We start from the raw sequence: 16,574 nt of genomic DNA, 5'->3' as shown, positions 1-16,574 counted from the left end.
GGTTTCTTATTTGTTTTACGAACTCTAATGGTCATTACGACCAAAGGCATCCTTTTAGGATGCCTTTGTTTTCTGGAGTGAAGTACAGTGAGCCGTCTATTTTCTAATCAACTACTGAACGATATCTTAGACCAAGTACGGCCTTTAATTGGTCAAGGCGCGGTCGCAGATTATATTCCTGCTCTCGCGAATGTCCCTCCTCATCAATTGGGGATTGCGGTGCATACTGCTGACGGTGAAATTTTTATGGCGGGAGATGCTCAGACACGTTTTTCTATCCAATCAATTTCAAAAGTACTGAGCCTGACTTTAGCGATGACGCGTTATGAAGAAGATGAAATTTGGCGACGCGTCGGGAAAGAGCCATCAGGATTACCATTTAACTCCTTGATCCAGCTTGAAATGGAAAAAGGTATTCCGCGTAACCCTTTTATTAATGCGGGAGCGATTGTGATTACAGATATGCTGCAATCACGTTTAAGTGCGCCCAAGCAACGCATGCTAGAGTTTGTCCGAAAACTTGCTTGCGAGCCAGATATTAGCTACGACATTGCGGTTGCGCGTTCGGAACTTGAACATGCCAGCCGTAATGCCGCCATTGCCTTTTTGATGAAATCATTTGGTAATTTTGAGAATAATGTCCTTACAGTTCTCGAAACTTACTTTCATTATTGTTCTCTAAGTATGAACTGTGTAGAGCTGGCACGCTGCTTCTCTTACTTAACATCACAAGGGATGTCATCTTGCTCTATCGACCCTATTATTACGCCACTACAGTCGCGGCAAATTAATGCCTTAATGATGACTTGTGGGATGTATGATGGTTCTGGTGAATTTGCCTTTCGTATTGGCATGCCAGGGAAATCGGGTGTTGGTGGTGGGATCGTTTGTGTCGTACCGAACCAGTTTTCTGTTGCGGTATGGGCACCTGAATTAGATTCGGCGGGGAACTCGCTGGTGGGTTGCGCAGCTCTTGAATTATTATCAAAACGCATTGGTCGTTCGGTGTTTTAGATATCATCAATCGGTAAAACGATCTAATAGGAGTTACTATGTTACGCCGTACTTTAATTGTTCTTTCTTTATTGGCTAGTGCAGGCACTCAGGCCGCAGATTATAAATGTTCAGTGACGCCTAAAGACGATATCTTTCTAACCCCAGCAAGTGTTCAAGTGGTTGGGCGCAGTGGCGACTTGAATATTACGCCTAATGGTGATGTGACTCTTAATGGCAAAAAAATTGAGGTAACCGAGCAGCAAAGGCAGCAAGCTGTTCGTTATCAAGCCGCTATCCGTAATGATATTCCATGGATCAAATTGGAAACCCAAAATAAATTATCGGCCTCGAAAAATACCCTTGATAAAGTGGTGATCCGAGTAATCGGTAATGATAGCAATGTACGTAAACGCTTAACGAAGTTAGAAAGTGACCTTAATGGTCAGATCAATCAAGTCATAGAGACACGCCCTGATGGTTATGCTTTCCATCACCAAGCAATGAGCAAAGTTGAAACGCAAGGGCGTCAATTGGTCAATGAGAGTCTAGGTGGCATATTACAGGACAGTATTAATGAAATGGGGCGTAAGCAACTGCTCTCTGGCGGTGATAGCAGTAAAGCGCTGCAAGGCCTTTTAGGGAATTTAGGTGGGCTTCAGCAAGACCTCGAAGCGGAGTGGAAAAAACAAGAAAATAGCTTCCAACAGTTTGGTCAACAAGTGTGTGGTAAAGTGACTTCCCTTGAACAGCAACGTATTTCATTAATGAATTCACTGAAGTAAGAGATATTCTCTTCTTTTTTAAGAGGCAGAGGCCTATTTTGGGCTCTGCCTCTTTGTTATTTAGCACAGCAAAAATGTGATGTTTTTATCAATAATAATAATCAAAATGAAATTGATTCTTATTTGATTGACTTATTAATGGCTCACTCTAGAATGCAAGTTTGGTTTAGTGACTAACTGGTATTGTTTAATATGAAAAAATTCATTCCTGCTGTACTTGTTTCCTTACTCTCTTTTTCCGCGCCATATGCACTGAGTGCTGAATCAGCGGCATTTACCCCTAACGCCGTCATTGCACAAGGCACTGAAAAAGTGAATATCAAACATTTGTCAGGTGAGACTGAAGTGAATAAGGCTCCACAGAAAGTGGTTTTATTCGACTTTGGTGTTTATGATTCAATGCAAAAATTAGGGCTTGGCGATAAGGTCGTTGCGCTGCCAATGGGCAATGCGCCTGCTTACATTAAAGGCAATATTGCTGCTAATGTGCAAAATGCAGGTGGAATGAAACAGCCTGATCTTGCAAAAATTGCAGAATTAAAGCCTGATCTGATCGTGATCACTGGCCGCCAAGGTAAGTCTTATGATGAACTATCTAAAATTGCTCCAACCATTAATTTAGGTACAAATAGCCAGCATTACATTGATTCAGTGAAAGCGAATATCAATTTAATCGGTGAGCTGTATGGCAATCAAAAAGCGGTAGAAGAGCAACTGGCTCAGTTGGATAAATCTATTGCGGTAGCCCAAGAAAAAGCGAAAAAATCACAGTCTAAAGTGTTAGTTCTGCTGCATAACGATGGCAAATTGATCCCAAATAACCAAAGTGTTGTTTATGATGTTGTTAAAGCACAACGCGCAGAGTTACCAGAGCCAGCAGAAGCGGATAAGTCTAAGCGCCGTGTCGTTGATACGAAAACCATCGCACAGGCAGATCCCGATGTGATTTTAATCGTGGATCGCAGTGAAGCGATCGGGGCAGGTAAGCTGGATAAAACCGTTTTCGAAGATCAAAATATTCAAGAAACGAAAGCCTACAAAAATGGCAAAATCACATACTTGCAGTCTGATTTATGGTATTTGTCAGGTGGTGGTTTAGTGAGCCTAACAGAACAAGTTGATGCAGTCGCTAAAGCACTATAAGTGATCTAAAAAAGCCCGCACCAGTTAAAAGCGCCTAATTTTATGAGCGCACTTTAATCTGCGGGCTTTTGTGATTTATGGTGCGGGATAGGGATATTTTTATTGCAAAAATAAATTACTCTTCATCAAGAAAAAGCTCTAGTAATGAGTTTAAGAATAATTTGCCATGTTTGGTAATTTGCCACTCATGCTCATTCTCAGTGATATAGCCTTTATTTAGCGCTTCATTAAGTGAGTCTCTTACCACCGATTCAGGCAACCCCGTATAGTCACTAAATTCTTTTCGGGGCATTGGCTCCAATAACCGAAAGCGGTTCATAAAATATTCGAACGGCCTATCTTGGGCATCGACATCGTAAGATTTTTGCAAATAGCGCCCCTCCATATAACCACGAGGATGCTTAGTCTTGATGGTACGCATAATACGTCCATCAGTGAATGAGATCTTACCATGAGCGCCACAGCCGATACCGAGATAATCACCAAAACGCCAATAGTTGAGGTTATGTTCACATTGAAAACCAGGCTTAGCATAAGCCGATGTTTCATATTGCTGATAACCTGCCGCAGTGAGCAGCTTATGCCCTTCGGAATAAATTTCCCATAATGTATCATCATCGGGCAGGGTCGGAGGGCGCGAGCCAAATTGTGTATTAGGCTCGATAGTCAATTGATACCAAGATAAATGGGGAGGGGAAAGCGCAATTGCTTGGCGCAAGTCAGATAACCCTTCATCACGAGTTTGTGAAGGCAAGCCATGCATCAAGTCTAAGTTAAAACTACGTAAATTAAGCTGTGTCGCAAGCTTCGCAGCCCGTTTCGCTTCTTCAGCGCCGTGGATGCGGCCAAGAGTAATCAATTTGTCATCGCCAAAGCTCTGTACACCAATAGAGATCCGGTTAATCCCTGCTTTTTGGTAGCCTGAAAAACGATCGGCTTCCACAGTACCCGGGTTAGCTTCCATCGTGATTTCAGCTTGTGGGTCAAGATGAACTCGTTGACGTACACCATCCATCAGCGCTTGCATGGATTCCGCACTTAATAAGCTTGGTGTACCTCCACCAATAAATAGTGTTTTGATGGCGCGATCACCGATGAATTTTGCATCAATCTCTAAGTCGTGCAACAGGTGCTCAACATACTCTCGCTGGGGGATATCACCTTTAAGAGTATGCGAATTGAAATCACAATATGGGCACTTTTGTACACACCAAGGAATATGGATATATAGGCTTAGAGGTGGCAACTTAAGCATTCTTGAGTGCATCCAATAGCATTGCTAAGGCTTTGCCTCGATGTGAAATCGCTTGTTTTTCTGATTTCGTCAGCTCAGCAGAGGTACAATTCAGTTCTGGCACATAAAAAATAGGATCATAACCAAAACCGCCTTGCCCACTCGGTTCATGAGTGATGATGCCATGCCAGCGTCCATGGAAAACCAAAGGTGTTGGGTCTTCTGCATGGCGTAAGTAAACCAACACACAGTTAAATTGTGCCTGACGTTCCCCATCAGGCACCGATTTCATCGCATCGAGTAATTTATGCAGGTTTTGTTCATCCGTTGCTTCTTCACCAGCATAGCGAGCGGAATAGATCCCCGGAGCACCACCGAGTGCGTCAACGGAGATCCCAGAGTCATCCGCAATAGCAGGGAGACCAGTTTGCTGAGAAGCATGGCGAGCTTTTAAAATCGCATTTTCGATAAATGTTAATCCTGTTTCCTCGGCAGACTCAACACCGAGAGAAGTTTGGGCTACGATATCCATCCCAAAATCACGTAACAGGTCAGCAAGTTCATTGACTTTTCCCGGATTACCGGTAGCTAAAACAACCTTTTGCATTTTTAATCGCTCTTATTACATTACGCCAACAGCGTAGAGAATGCCTGTTAATGTTGGATCAATCATCAGTGAAATATCAGAACGTAGATAATTCAGCGCAATTAAGATGAACATGACAATCATTGCTGAGAAATCAAGCCCACCCATAGCAGGGATAATGCGACGGATTGGCGCCATTAATGGTTCTGTTAATTGATATAACAAATAGTCGACAGGATTACGGCCTTGGCTAATCCAGCTCATGATCGCTCTAATCAATATCATCCAGAAAATTAATTTTCCGGCATAGGTTAGTAACAGAATAATACTGATTGGAATAACACTAAAACTGAGAAGGGCCAATGTATGGGTGATCCACAAGCTAAAGACAATAGCAACAAGTGATAAGATAAATGCGATAGTAACTGTTGCTGTATCAATAGGCCCGATAGAAGGGATAACACGGCGTAATGGTGTAATAACAGGTTTCGTGGCTTTTACCACGAACACGGAGAAGGGGTTATAGTAATCTGCACGTACCCACTGCATCCAGACTCGTAGCAGTAAGATAAAAATATAAAGTTGAATAATGGTTGTAACGACAAAAAGTAAAGTCTGCATGTCTCGTCCCGCTGTTAATTAAAAAAGTTTTTCCATCTCTTCTGCCCGAGTGATAGCACGTTGCATCGCTTTTGCTACCATTTGCGGAAGACCACTATCGTAAAATTGCGCTAATGCCATCGCTGTCGTTCCTCCCTTAGAAGTCACTTGTTCGCGCAATGTGGAAAATGGGGTGTCGCCTTGTGATTTCGACAACGCAACAGCACCTTCCGCGGCATTTAAGACCAATTGACGGGCTTGATCGGGCGTATAGCCTAGTTTCTCGGCTTCTTGCTGCATGGATTCCATAAATAAGAAGAAGTAAGCAGGAGAGCTTCCAGTAATCGCAATAATATTATTGATCTCTTGCTCTTTTTCGCACCAAATTGTCGAGCCAACACTTTGCATCAATTGCTCTGCAAATTGTTTGTCTTCGGCGTTAATACTCTCTTCTGCGAATAAACCACTCACGCCTTTACCGACGAGTGATGGCGTATTTGGCATGATACGAACCAACTGCAATGGTTGGGCTAAATAATCGGCATAGCGGTGAGCGGGGATACCCGCAGCAATGGTCAATACCAGTTTTTTACTGAAATCCACGGCATGCTGTAAAGGTTGACACACCTCTTCCATCATTTGTGGTTTTACAGCAAGTACAATCACATCGGCGTGTTGCACAGCGGATACATTATCACTACTGCTGATAACGCCATATTGTTCGGCGATTTTTTCTCGGCGAACAGGGGTTGGCGAACAGACGGTGATCATTGAGGCGGGGTAACCGTGGCTAACAAGCCCTGCAATAATAGCATGGGCCATATTTCCGGCACCTATAAATGCAATTTTGCGATGTTGCATGTTGTACTCCTTATGATTTGTGATAGTCACGGGCACCAAAAATAGCCGTTCCGATACGAACGAGGGTCGACCCACAATGAATGGCAGCAGCCATATCATCGGTCATCCCCATAGATAGGGTGTCGACGCTAGGGTAGTGTGTTTGTAACTGTTGATAGGCTTGCTCCATTTTGCGAAAAGCTTCGCATTGGCGCTGGTAGTCGCTTTCCGGTGCTGGAATGGTCATCAAACCACGAAAAACTAGGTTAGGCATTTGGCTAACTTGTTTTGCTAGCTCATCAAGCTCTTCAAGTTTTATGCCTGACTTACTGTTTTCATCACTGATATTTATTTGGATCAGCACATTTAGCGGTGCTTTGTTGCTTGGACGCTGATCGTTTAGACGTTGGGCGATTTTTTGCCGATCCAGCGTATGGAACCAGTCAAAATGCTCGGCGACAAGACGGCTTTTGTTTGATTGTAATGGGCCAATAAAATGCCAAACCAGATCTTGTCTATCCGCGAAAAACTGAATTTTCTCAACGCCTTCCTGAACATAATTTTCACCGAATTGACGCTGTCCAGCCTCGATAGCCTCCAAGATAGCGTCACAAGGTTTGGTTTTACTTACTGCAAGTAGTGTGATGTCCTGTGCAGAGCGATGACATTCTGCTGCCGCTCGTTCAATACGTGCTTTTACATCAGAGATATTACGTTGAATGGTCATTATTCTGTTCAATTACGTTAGGTGGATAATCATAATGCCCATAGTGTAAAGCATATTGCTTGATAACGGCACCTTTGCATGTGTAGATTAAAAAAAATTACATTTCGGAAAACATTGTGCGGCTTAAAGGTGTTGCTCAAACCAACTTTCTAAGATCACGACAGCAGATGCTGAGTCTACTTTGCCTTTACTCAGTGCTCGGTAACCACCACGCTCAAATAGTTCTGCTTTTGCGGCAACCGTGGATAGGCGTTCATCGTGTAGCTCGACTTTGACACCAAATCGCCCATGGATACGATTAGCAAAGTTACGCGCTTGGCTGGTGACAAGTTGTTCAGTGCCATCCATATTTAAAGGAAGGCCAACAATGACCAATTGAGGTTGCCACTCTTTTAGCAACTTTTCGATCTGTTGCCAATCAGGGCGGCCATCATTGGCTTTCAGTGAGGCGAGGGAGCGGGCTGTTCCTGTGATTTCTTGGCCAACAGCAACACCAATACTTTTCGTACCAAAATCAAATGCAAGAAGGGTTCTGCTAGACATCACGCGTGCCCTGCCTGCATGGAAATTGTATGGATATTCACGCCTAGAAGGTTAGCAGCAGCTTGCCAGCGATCTTTAATAGGGGTATCAAACACTAACTCTGGTGTGGCTTCTACCGTCAACCAACTATTTTCCATAATTTCATTTTCGAGTTGACCGGGCTCCCAGCTTGCATATCCCAGAGCGACTAATGATTGCATAGGCTGCTGGTCCTTGCCGAGTGTTTCTAAGATATCTTTAGAGGTCGTTACCATCATGTCATCATTGAGATGCAGACTTGAAGCAAAGCCTTTAATCGGCGTATGGAGGATAAAACCATGCTCTTCAGCAACAGGGCCACCAGCAATCACTGGTTTAGCAAGGTTGCTGGTATTGGTTGTTGAAACCGCTATCTCTAATTTCTCGAGCATGGTACTCACAGAAAAATCATCAATAGGTTTATTGATAACGATCCCCATAGCGCCTTTTTCATTGTGTTCACACACATAAACAACAGACTGCTCAAAATAGGGATCAGTAAGAGATGGCATTGCTATCAAAAAATGATTTTGTAAATTCATAATTTTTAGGCTCAGTGTAGTAAGTAACCTATTTTAATGATAAGAATTGCCTTTAAAGGTTGAGAAAAGGCACTTTAATGAGCCTTTTCTCATTACCAATACGCTATTTTTAGCGCTGAAGGCACTATTTTTTTATATCGCGCTCAATGGCATCCATCAACATACCCGTGATAGAAATATCGTAAGCGGCTTCAATTTCGCGGGCACAAGTTGGGCTAGTGACATTAATTTCAGTCAAACGATCGCCTATAATATCAAGCCCAACAAAGTATAAGCCTTTTGCTTTTAAAGTTGGGGCAACGGTGCGGGCAATTTCCCAATCGCTTTCACTTAATGGGCGAGCTTCTCCGCGACCACCTGCCGCCAAATTACCACGGGTTTCTCCCTGTGCTGGGATACGAGCTAGACAGTAAGGCACAGGCTCACCATCAACGACCAGTACACGTTTGTCACCATCTTTAATTGCTGGCAAATAGTTTTGTGCCATGCAGTAACGGCTAGCATGCTCGGTGAGCGTTTCGATAATAACCCCAACGTTAGGATCGTCTTGCTTCAAACGGAAAATAGACGCTCCGCCCATTCCATCAAGTGGTTTAAAAATTACATCGCCATGCTTTTGATGGAACTCACGTAGCTGTTTAGCGCTACGTGTGACTAATGTGTGTGGCGTTAATTCAGGGAACCACGCTGTAAACAGTTTTTCATTGCAGTCGCGTAAACTTTGTGGCTTGTTGACGATCAGTGCGCCAGCCTGCTCAGCTCTTTCAAGAATATAAGTTGCATAGATAAACTCAGTGTCGAAAGGGGGGTCTTTACGCATTAAAATAGCGTCAAGATCACCGAGCGCGATATCTTGCTCAGATTTGAACTCATACCATTTGTTTGGGTTTTCTTCGACAGTGACGACTTTTGTCGTTGCGCGAGCTTCACCTTGATACAGATAGAGATCATTCATCTCCATATAATGGATTTCATAACCACGACGTTGAGCTTCCAGCATCATAGCAAAACTAGTATCTTTCTTGATTTTAATGGATGAAATAGGATCCATTACTATACCGAGCTTGATCATTTTTTCTCCTTAACCTAGGTCACCTAGGCGCACTTGCAGTGCGGTGATTGCAGTTAGCGCAGTCGTTTCTGTTCTTAACACTCTTGGCCCTAACAGAATATCAGTAAATTGATAATTAGCTGTCATGGCGATTTCTTCTTCACTTAGCCCACCTTCGGGGCCGATTAATAGCCGAACTTTATTTAATTCGGCAGGTAATGTATTGATACTTTGTGTTGCTCGTGGGTGTAAGTTGACCTTAAATGCCCCATCCTCCTCAGCACACCATGCTTCGAGTGACTGTACAGGACGAATTTGTGGGATCCGATTACGACCACACTGCTCACACGCAGCAATGGCAATCTTTTGCCATTGTTGTCGTTTTTTCTCTAACCTTTCAGGATCTAAACGAACACCACAGCGCTCAGAGAGTAAAGGGGTGATTGTATTAACTCCTAGTTCCACCGATTTTTGGATAGTAAACTCCATTTTTTCACCACGCGACATGACTTGCCCAAGGTGTAAATCTAATGGCGATTCTCTATCATCAACATGGCTATCGATAATATTGACGGAGACTTTCTTTTTTGTCGCCTCTGATATTTCAGCGCAAAACACCTGATTACTGCCGTCAAATAATTCCAGTTTTTGGCCCGCAGTCATGCGAAGCACTCGCCCCACATGGTTGGCTGCATCATCGCCAAGAGCGATTGTAGTGTTAATTTGTAGTGGCTCAGGGTGATAAATGCGTGGAATGCGCATACAGTTTCCTTAAAAAGAACAAGGTTAAAAAAGAGCAATAGCAGATCAAAAATATGGGGATGCAATCGCCAAAATCAAGAGCTAGCTCAATTTTATAGTGGTTTATGGTTTTTTTGTAGTCTAGCCTGTGTGGTATTGGTGTGATGAATGATAATATATTATCAAATACGACAAAAAATCATCGCGGTTAAAACGATAAATTGTGTCGGAATTACTGTGTAGGGAAATAAATAGAGGTACGGTATATTTGTATATAACTCCATAATGGAATAAGGAGAATATATGATATTACCGATTGAAAGGATCTATCATAAAATTATCCATCATCTCTCTTTTTTATCTTTTAGTGATCTTAATAATTTTATTACTTCAACTTTTCCAATGCTAACAGTATGCCGAGGCAACTTAAGTTCAGGAAATGTAACTATCGATAATTCATACTGTTTTTTGGGGGATGTATGTGGCTATAGGCTATTACTTATGGCTTTTATCATTGTTATATCAGCGAAAATTTCACAGTTGATGTTACAACATATTCCTAAAAAATATTTAAATAAAGATGGGATAAGGATAGGTTATAAATGGCTGGTACTTATTTATTTTCCTTTATTAATATTTAATTTTTCATTAAATGATGAATTAATTATTGTTATTTTATTTAGTATTTTCTTCAATTTAATAGTTTGTCTATTTATTATTGATATGAAAATAGGCTATTTACCAGACATACTTGTTTACCCACTATTATGGGTAGGGTTAGTGTATCAAGTGTGCTCTGAGCAAGGTAATGTGGTTTCGGCTATCTATGCGGTGATCACCAGTTACCTTTCCATCATGCTGCTAACGGTAATTATGGAGAAGATCCGCCAATCCCCGCAAATGGGGCGAGGGGATTTTAAACTGATTGCCGCATGTGCAGCTTGGCTCGGGCTTATGAATTTACCTCAGTTTTTTGCGTTAGCGGCGGGCATTGGCGGGCTTCACTATTGGGCCATTTATTTACGTCATCGGCACAAAGCTATCGCCCGTATCCCCTTTGGCCCAGCTATCATTTTGAGTGCAACTTATTGGTTATTTGCGCCATTGGTGTGTTTAGTGATGTTCAATGGCGCGATGTCGTAGCGCATCATTGATTGGCTGCTACTAGTGAATCCAAAAATTGTTGCCATTTTTGAGGATCACCTAAATAGTTTTGTAACGGTACGCGCAGCCACTTATGCTGCTGTTTTATGAGTAAGGTCGGAAAGCCGGAAGATCCGGATTGAGCCAGTAGCTGGCGGCTATAGTGAATATGGTGTTCAAGGTTATTCCCTCCTTGTTCGGCATAATCAAACTGGTATTGCTCGCTATCTAACCCGATTTCTTGTGCGATCGCTAATAAGACATTTGGGTTGCTGATATGACGACCAGAGACGTAATGAGCATGCTGAACTGCTTTTAACATCGCTAATGCTTTTTGTTGCTTTTCAGAAGCAAGAATGGCTTGTAAAGGTGGTGCTGAATCAAGAACAAGATTTGGCTCATCCAGCATTTTTAAATAGTCATCACCAAAAATTTGCCCTGTCATGGCGGCAATGCGTTTATCGGATTGTTTGATGTGCTCACGGAATTGATTATCCATATGAAGGCGTGATGCGCCTGCCAGCATGCCTCCGCCATGTAATTCTAACACAATGTCAGGGTGAGAATTGGCAATTTCAATCAATGGTGAAGCACCGTAACACCAGCCACATAAAGGGTCATAAATGTAATGTAAGGTGATTTTATTCATGATAGCTCCTTAACTATTCAGTGATTCAATTAGCCTATCCATTATAGAGATAGGCTAATTGAGATTATTTTATTGTGGCCACTGCATTTCGCCTTTAATGACTTTGGCACTTAGCTCTAAGCTCGATTTATCATCAAGATGAGGGTAAGCCTTCTCCATTTTGCTCGTAAGCTCTTTGGCATCTTTACTTTGTTCAGCCATGGTCTCAAAGGTATTCAAGTAATTTTGAGTAAAGGTAACAGAGCTAAGATCCATTTTTGATTTGCCAGTAAAGTGCCCTGGTACAACGGTTTTAGGTTGTAAAGCTTGAATGCTTTCTAAAGTTTGTTGCCAGTGTTGTCGCGATGATTGAGTTTGAGTATCTGCAATCCAAACATGGATATTATCAGAGACAACGACTCCCCCAACGACAGCTTTCAATGATGGAACCCAAACATAAGTACGCTCTGGAGCTGGACCATCACTTCCTTTAATAAAGAGAGTTTCACCATCGACAGTAAAACTATTGCCTTGTATCACATCGGGTACGATAAGTGTTGTTGGCGCTTCGTTTTTAAGCACTTCACCCCAATATGCCAACTTGCCATCTTTCGATGCTTTGATAGCTTCAACGGTTTCTTTCGTCGCTATCACCTTAGCTTTAGGAAATGCTTTCGTGATCGTATCTAATCCAAAATAATAATCGGGATCAGAATGGCTGATATAAATGGTTGTTAGGGTTTTATTGAGCGCTTTTATCTTTTTCACTAAGGCCTGCGCATCATTTTTTTGAAACTGTGCATCGATCAGTACAACTTCTTTATCACCGCTGATAATTTCAGAGGAAACGGGAAATACACTGTTATTTCCTGGGTTATAGATATCTAATTTAAGCTCTGCTGCATGGGCAAATGTAGCGCTCATTGCAAGTAAAGTGGCGGCGGCGATAGCATGTTGTTTCATCATTAACTCCTAATTGTTAGCCATATTTTAAAAACCTCGTTAAGTTGGGTGTATATTAAATTGCAATAATGATGAGAGAAACGCCATAATTAGCAAATGTTTGTTGCACAAATCGGTCAAATAGATGGATAGATTAACGGCGGTACAGGTTTTTATTAGTATTGTTGAGCATGGCAGTATGAGTGCTGCCGCAGATAAACTCGATATGTCACGAGCGATGGTGACCCGATATCTTGCTGAAATGGAACAGTGGGCTGGGGTACGTTTATTAAACCGTACGACAAGGCGGCTGAGTTTGACATCGGCAGGAGAAGGGGTTTATCAACAAGCGCTAAAGTTAAATGCACTCTCTTTAACTCTGCCTGTACAACAGCAACATGATGCGACTCAATTGACGGGGCTAGTGCGTATTAGTTGTGCTCAGTCGATTGCCAGCCAAGCGCTTTCTGTCGCAATAACCGAGTTTTTACAACACTACCCGAATATGGCGATTGATTTAAGTATTACAAATAAGGCGGTGAATCTGATTGAAGATAGGATTGATTTGGCTATCCGTATTACGAATCAATTAGAGCCGAGTTTGATAGCCAAGCCGCTTTCAACGTGCCACTCTGTGATTTGTGCAGCGCCATCTTTTTTCAAAGATAAAAAAATACCGATTAAGCCGGAGGATTTAGCGCCACTGGAATGTTTGACCTACAATTTTTTTGGGCGCAGTTTATGGCGTTTTGAAAAAGATGGGGAGCCTTTTTCCGTATTAGTAGGAGGGCGACTCAGTGCCGATGAATCTGTATTTTTGGCTCAAGCGGCATTAAATGGTGCAGGTATTGCTATGCAGCCTTATTTATCGGTCAAAAAATACTTAGAATCAGGGGAGCTGCTCCAGCTATTACCCGACTATGTGCCGCAGCCATTGGGAATTTATGCAGTGTATGCCAGTCGCCAAAATATGCCGACAACATTAAGAGCTGTACTGGATTTTTTAGGTAACTGGTTTACAACTTCAGAATATTGGCAGTCACTGATGCAGCAACGCGCTACTTAAATCCTGCTCAGTTTTGGCAAATGAAGCCCGTAAGTATTGGGTAAAAATATCTAATAGTTGTGATGATGGCCGGTGAATCGGCTTAATTAAACTCACCGTAAAAGGAATCGAAAAACTCAATGGGCGAATGATCAGCTTACCTGCTGATTGCTGGTGGAAATCCAAAGCGGTGATAGGGTTGACGATTGAAATACCGATGCCTTTTAACGCCATTGCGCAGATAGACGATGCTGAATGCGTCTCCATCACCATTTTTCGCTCAATTTGATGTTGGGCAAAAATGGTATCGATAATCTGCCGATAGCTGTCTGTTAGTGACAGGCTAATGAAGTTTTGTTGCTGAAAATCAATCGGTGTTAAAACGGGTTTATGCTCAAGGGGATGACCCGCCGGTAAGACACAAACCTCATTCAGCGAGCCTAATGTGAGTTGTTCTGTGCCTGGTGGCGTTTGTAAGTGTTCGGTTAGACCAAAATCATAACGTTGAGCCGATAGCCACTCTTCGAGGATTGGTGATTCTTGAGGGATCACTGTCAGATTGACGTCAGGATAATCAGCCATAAATGTTTGGCACACTTGTGGTAGTAATGATTGGGCGAAGGCGGGTAAGCATATGATGGAGATCTGTGCATTATCAAAACGGCGGATGGTTTGTACTGAGTTTTTTATCCGCTCTAAACCATAATAAGAGCGCTCAACCTCCTCAAAAAAGCGCAATCCCTGTGCTGTCGGGCGCAATCGGCCTTTAACGCGATCAAATAATTTGAACTGTAGCAGATGTTCAAGGCGAGCAAGCTCTCGACTAATGGTCGGTTGTGAGGTATTTAGCAGTAACGCTGCTTCTGTTAGATTCGGCGTCGTCATTACCGCCCGAAAGATTTCAATATGTCGCCAAGAGAGAGTTTGCATGATGTTTTTCTTTCTATATCAAAAATGAATAGACTTTAGCAAAATGGATATTTTTTTTCCCGAACTTTCTCTGAATAATAGGACAATATAAGAAAAATTTACGTGCGAGAAAAACATGACCTCATTTGCCACCACTACTAGCCAATATTTAACGCCCGAATACTTATCGACGTTACCTGAACAGTTTGGCACCCCTGTTTGGGTGTACGACAGCTCAGTGATTATTGAACGAATAAATCAGCTCAAACCCTTTGATACCGTGCGTTTTGCTCAAAAAGCTTGCTCAAATATTCATATTTTGCGCTTAATGCGTGAGCAGGGAGTCAAGGTTGATTCTGTTTCGCTAGGTGAAATAGAGCGTGCGCTTGTAGCTGGTTTCCAGGCTGGTCGTGAAAACTCAGAAATTGTTTTTACTGCTGATGTACTGGATAGAGCTACTTTGGCACGGGTGACTGAGTTAGATATTCCGGTGAATGCTGGATCTATTGATATATTAAGCCAGATTGGTGAGCAAAAATCGGGTCATCCTGTTTGGTTGCGTATTAACCCTGGTTTTGGTCATGGCCATTCACAAAAAACCAATACAGGTGGTGAAAACAGTAAACACGGTATTTGGTATCAAGACCTACCAAAAGCACTGGAACAAATTCGCCGTTATAATCTGTCATTGGTTGGGCTACATATGCATATTGGCTCTGGGGTCGATTATCAACACTTAGCAAATGTCTGTGATGCAATGGTTGAACAAGTGATCTCGTCAAATGCGGATATTCAGGCGATTTCAGCCGGTGGTGGGTTATCGACACCTTATCGAGAACAAGATGAAGTTATCGATATTCAGCACTATTACAGCCTTTGGAACACTGCTCGCCAACGAATTGAGCGTCATTTAGGTCATTCTATTGAACTGGAAATTGAACCGGGTCGCTATTTGGTTGCTGAATCGGGGGTATTGCTCGCGGAAGTGAGAGCGGTTAAAACGATGGGAAGCCGCCACTATGTGTTGGTCGATAGTGGATTTAATGATCTGATGCGTCCTGCAATGTATGGGAGTTATCACCATATCTCTGTATTACCTGCTGAGGGGCGCTCATTAGAAAATGTACCTTTAAAAGAGACTATTGTCGCGGGGCCTTTGTGTGAATCGGGGGATGTGTTTACCCAGCAAGAAGGAGGAATGGTCGAGACCCGTTTACTGCCTGATGTGCAAGTAGGGGATTATTTGGTCTTCCATGATACTGGTGCTTATGGGGCGTCGATGTCATCAAACTACAATAGCCGCCCTCTGTTACCTGAAGTGTTATTAATTGAGGGTACGCCAAAACTTATCCGCCGTCGCCAAACGATTGAGGAATTATTGGCATTAGAGCTTTAATCTTTTTTGACGATACTGCTTTTTAAAGCAGTATCGTTACCAACTAATATTAAAATTCATTTATTAAAATACTATTCCTGACCTATTTTCTTTCGGTTTTTAACTCATCCTATCTCAGAAATTAAGCGATAAAAAATAAGTTTATATGTTGAAAAAATAAACATATATTCATTGTAATAACTAAGGTTAATTTATTATTGCTTGAACCTATAACTAAAATTATTTGTTTATATTGAAATAAGGCCACCTATAAATAAAAAACGGCCAGTCTATTGAATAATGATAAATATTACTTTTGTATCGTGAGTTTAACTATTTTTATCGAGAGCAGTAGGTTTCCCTATTTTAGAGTAAACCAATAGATTGTTTTTTATCCAAAGTAGACGTATGTCCAATTAACCTGTAGGGATATTGGTATCTATCTTTTGAGTTTCTATTATTAGGGCGCTTTCAGGTAGGCGGATTAAAGTTATTACTTTTACATTCAGACTGCGGTTTATGGGTTGAAAAAATAAGTTGTTATTTTAAAATATTATAAATTCTGGATAGTGTAGATGACTTCACTTAGTGAATTCTAGATTGCCATAAAATTAGCCGTCATTATTGTAAAGAATTGAATATTACCCTTGATCCATTCGTTCAGATGCACTTTAATGCTCACCATTCATTTACTGAATGGACGAATGGTAACCTTCAGTGTTTTAGAGA

The 16,574-nt window shown here is 42.0% G+C and carries 18 protein-coding genes; 6 read left to right on the top strand and 12 right to left on the bottom strand.

Annotated features, from left to right (window positions below):
• Positions 1–87: 87 nt before the first annotated feature.
• The 3 genes from glsB to PR709_RS07195 all read left to right on the top strand — a co-directional run bounded on the left by glsB (position 88) and on the right by PR709_RS07195 (position 2,921).
• The gene (gene glsB / locus PR709_RS07205; protein WP_004923272.1) at positions 88–1,014 is read left to right on the top strand and encodes a glutaminase B; all 927 of its coding nucleotides are present in this window, start codon (positions 88–90) and stop codon (positions 1,012–1,014) included.
• A gap of 38 nt (positions 1,015–1,052) precedes the next feature.
• Entirely contained in the window at positions 1,053–1,778 is a 726-nt protein-coding gene (locus tag PR709_RS07200; protein WP_014656683.1) for a DUF2884 family protein, read from the top strand.
• A 192-nt stretch (positions 1,779–1,970) separates the two neighbouring features.
• The gene (locus PR709_RS07195; RefSeq protein WP_004923266.1) at positions 1,971–2,921 is read left to right on the top strand and encodes a siderophore ABC transporter substrate-binding protein; all 951 of its coding nucleotides are present in this window, start codon (positions 1,971–1,973) and stop codon (positions 2,919–2,921) included.
• A gap of 115 nt (positions 2,922–3,036) precedes the next feature.
• Here PR709_RS07195 and hemW read toward each other — a convergent pair whose 3' ends face one another.
• The 9 genes from hemW to rsmE all read right to left on the bottom strand — a co-directional run bounded on the left by hemW (position 3,037) and on the right by rsmE (position 9,824).
• Positions 3,037–4,176, bottom strand: coding sequence for a radical SAM family heme chaperone HemW (hemW, locus tag PR709_RS07190; protein ID WP_004923262.1), 1,140 nt, complete (start codon positions 4,174–4,176; stop codon positions 3,037–3,039).
• Positions 4,169–4,762 (bottom strand): RdgB/HAM1 family non-canonical purine NTP pyrophosphatase, encoded by a 594-nt coding sequence (rdgB, locus tag PR709_RS07185; RefSeq protein ID WP_004923259.1) that lies wholly within the window; start codon positions 4,760–4,762, stop codon positions 4,169–4,171. Before rdgB ends, hemW begins: the two co-directional genes overlap by 8 nt.
• Before the next feature lie 15 nt (positions 4,763–4,777).
• The gene (locus tag PR709_RS07180; protein ID WP_004923256.1) at positions 4,778–5,362 is read right to left on the bottom strand and encodes a YggT family protein; all 585 of its coding nucleotides are present in this window, start codon (positions 5,360–5,362) and stop codon (positions 4,778–4,780) included.
• A gap of 18 nt (positions 5,363–5,380) precedes the next feature.
• A complete protein-coding gene (proC, locus tag PR709_RS07175) occupies positions 5,381–6,202 on the bottom strand; it encodes a pyrroline-5-carboxylate reductase (protein WP_036941558.1) in 822 nt (273 codons plus the stop codon).
• 10 nt (positions 6,203–6,212) lie between these two features.
• Positions 6,213–6,908: a YggS family pyridoxal phosphate-dependent enzyme gene (locus tag PR709_RS07170; RefSeq protein ID WP_014656679.1), complete on the bottom strand. Its 696-nt coding sequence runs from the start codon at positions 6,906–6,908 to the stop codon at positions 6,213–6,215.
• 123 nt (positions 6,909–7,031) lie between these two features.
• On the bottom strand, positions 7,032–7,451 hold the full coding sequence (gene ruvX / locus PR709_RS07165; RefSeq protein ID WP_004923249.1) for a Holliday junction resolvase RuvX: 420 nt from the start codon (positions 7,449–7,451) through the stop codon (positions 7,032–7,034).
• Positions 7,451–8,011 (bottom strand): YqgE/AlgH family protein, encoded by a 561-nt coding sequence (locus PR709_RS07160; protein WP_004923247.1) that lies wholly within the window; start codon positions 8,009–8,011, stop codon positions 7,451–7,453. The genes ruvX and PR709_RS07160 overlap by 1 nt, the downstream gene beginning before the upstream one ends.
• 124 nt (positions 8,012–8,135) lie before the next feature.
• The gene (gene gshB / locus PR709_RS07155) at positions 8,136–9,083 is read right to left on the bottom strand and encodes a glutathione synthase (RefSeq protein ID WP_004923244.1); all 948 of its coding nucleotides are present in this window, start codon (positions 9,081–9,083) and stop codon (positions 8,136–8,138) included.
• 9 nt (positions 9,084–9,092) lie between these two features.
• On the bottom strand, positions 9,093–9,824 hold the full coding sequence (rsmE, locus tag PR709_RS07150; RefSeq protein ID WP_004923239.1) for a 16S rRNA (uracil(1498)-N(3))-methyltransferase: 732 nt from the start codon (positions 9,822–9,824) through the stop codon (positions 9,093–9,095).
• A 480-nt stretch (positions 9,825–10,304) separates the two neighbouring features.
• Between rsmE and PR709_RS07145 the strand changes: the two genes are divergently transcribed.
• Complete coding sequence (locus PR709_RS07145; protein WP_004923331.1) at positions 10,305–10,946, top strand: prepilin peptidase; 642 nt, start codon at positions 10,305–10,307, stop codon at positions 10,944–10,946.
• A 4-nt stretch (positions 10,947–10,950) separates the two neighbouring features.
• On the opposite strand, the gene PR709_RS07140 is transcribed toward PR709_RS07145, so the two are convergent.
• Together PR709_RS07140 and PR709_RS07135 are read right to left on the bottom strand one after the other, a co-directional pair.
• The gene (locus PR709_RS07140) at positions 10,951–11,595 is read right to left on the bottom strand and encodes a DsbA family protein (RefSeq protein WP_004923238.1); all 645 of its coding nucleotides are present in this window, start codon (positions 11,593–11,595) and stop codon (positions 10,951–10,953) included.
• 69 nt (positions 11,596–11,664) lie between these two features.
• Positions 11,665–12,537, bottom strand: a complete 873-nt coding sequence (locus tag PR709_RS07135; protein ID WP_150375917.1) for an MBL fold metallo-hydrolase — start codon at positions 12,535–12,537, stop codon at positions 11,665–11,667.
• 124 nt (positions 12,538–12,661) lie between these two features.
• Between PR709_RS07135 and PR709_RS07130 the strand changes: the two genes are divergently transcribed.
• Positions 12,662–13,582 (top strand): LysR family transcriptional regulator, encoded by a 921-nt coding sequence (locus PR709_RS07130; RefSeq protein ID WP_004923234.1) that lies wholly within the window; start codon positions 12,662–12,664, stop codon positions 13,580–13,582.
• On the opposite strand, the gene PR709_RS07125 is transcribed toward PR709_RS07130, so the two are convergent.
• Positions 13,556–14,491, bottom strand: coding sequence for a LysR family transcriptional regulator (locus PR709_RS07125; RefSeq protein ID WP_004923231.1), 936 nt, complete (start codon positions 14,489–14,491; stop codon positions 13,556–13,558). The two genes, PR709_RS07130 and PR709_RS07125, sit on opposite strands and share 27 nt — an antisense overlap.
• Positions 14,492–14,606: 115 nt before the next feature.
• On the opposite strand from PR709_RS07125, the gene lysA reads away from it, so the two are divergent.
• Complete coding sequence (lysA, locus tag PR709_RS07120) at positions 14,607–15,866, top strand: diaminopimelate decarboxylase (protein WP_272570839.1); 1,260 nt, start codon at positions 14,607–14,609, stop codon at positions 15,864–15,866.
• Positions 15,867–16,574: the final 708 nt, after the last annotated feature.

The organism is Providencia sp. PROV267, assembly GCF_028477825.1.
GTDB lineage: Bacteria > Pseudomonadota > Gammaproteobacteria > Enterobacterales > Enterobacteriaceae > Providencia > Providencia stuartii.
The sequence above is the reverse complement of the archived record's forward strand: the minus strand, read 5'-3'. Positions and strand labels throughout refer to the sequence as shown.

Excerpts from the sequence above, each read along its gene's own strand:
- PR709_RS07195 (WP_004923266.1), top strand. The coding sequence starts at position 1,971 with ATGAAAAAATTCATTCCTGCTGTACTTGTTTCCTTACTCTCTTTTTCC.
- gshB (WP_004923244.1), bottom strand. The coding sequence starts at position 9,083 with ATGATCAAGCTCGGTATAGTAATGGATCCTATTTCATCCATTAAAATC.
- PR709_RS07135 (WP_150375917.1), bottom strand. The coding sequence starts at position 12,537 with ATGAAACAACATGCTATCGCCGCCGCCACTTTACTTGCAATGAGCGCT.
- PR709_RS07160 (WP_004923247.1), bottom strand. The coding sequence starts at position 8,011 with ATGAATTTACAAAATCATTTTTTGATAGCAATGCCATCTCTTACTGAT.
- PR709_RS07180 (WP_004923256.1), bottom strand. The coding sequence starts at position 5,362 with ATGCAGACTTTACTTTTTGTCGTTACAACCATTATTCAACTTTATATT.
- PR709_RS07130 (WP_004923234.1), top strand. The coding sequence starts at position 12,662 with ATGGATAGATTAACGGCGGTACAGGTTTTTATTAGTATTGTTGAGCAT.
- PR709_RS07140 (WP_004923238.1), bottom strand. The coding sequence starts at position 11,595 with ATGAATAAAATCACCTTACATTACATTTATGACCCTTTATGTGGCTGG.
- lysA (WP_272570839.1), top strand. The coding sequence starts at position 14,607 with ATGACCTCATTTGCCACCACTACTAGCCAATATTTAACGCCCGAATAC.
- hemW (WP_004923262.1), bottom strand. The coding sequence starts at position 4,176 with ATGCTTAAGTTGCCACCTCTAAGCCTATATATCCATATTCCTTGGTGT.
- PR709_RS07125 (WP_004923231.1), bottom strand. The coding sequence starts at position 14,491 with ATGCAAACTCTCTCTTGGCGACATATTGAAATCTTTCGGGCGGTAATG.
- proC (WP_036941558.1), bottom strand. The coding sequence starts at position 6,202 with ATGCAACATCGCAAAATTGCATTTATAGGTGCCGGAAATATGGCCCAT.
- rdgB (WP_004923259.1), bottom strand. The coding sequence starts at position 4,762 with ATGCAAAAGGTTGTTTTAGCTACCGGTAATCCGGGAAAAGTCAATGAA.
- PR709_RS07145 (WP_004923331.1), top strand. The coding sequence starts at position 10,305 with ATGGCTTTTATCATTGTTATATCAGCGAAAATTTCACAGTTGATGTTA.
- PR709_RS07170 (WP_014656679.1), bottom strand. The coding sequence starts at position 6,908 with ATGACCATTCAACGTAATATCTCTGATGTAAAAGCACGTATTGAACGA.
- PR709_RS07200 (WP_014656683.1), top strand. The coding sequence starts at position 1,053 with ATGTTACGCCGTACTTTAATTGTTCTTTCTTTATTGGCTAGTGCAGGC.
- rsmE (WP_004923239.1), bottom strand. The coding sequence starts at position 9,824 with ATGCGCATTCCACGCATTTATCACCCTGAGCCACTACAAATTAACACT.
- ruvX (WP_004923249.1), bottom strand. The coding sequence starts at position 7,451 with ATGTCTAGCAGAACCCTTCTTGCATTTGATTTTGGTACGAAAAGTATT.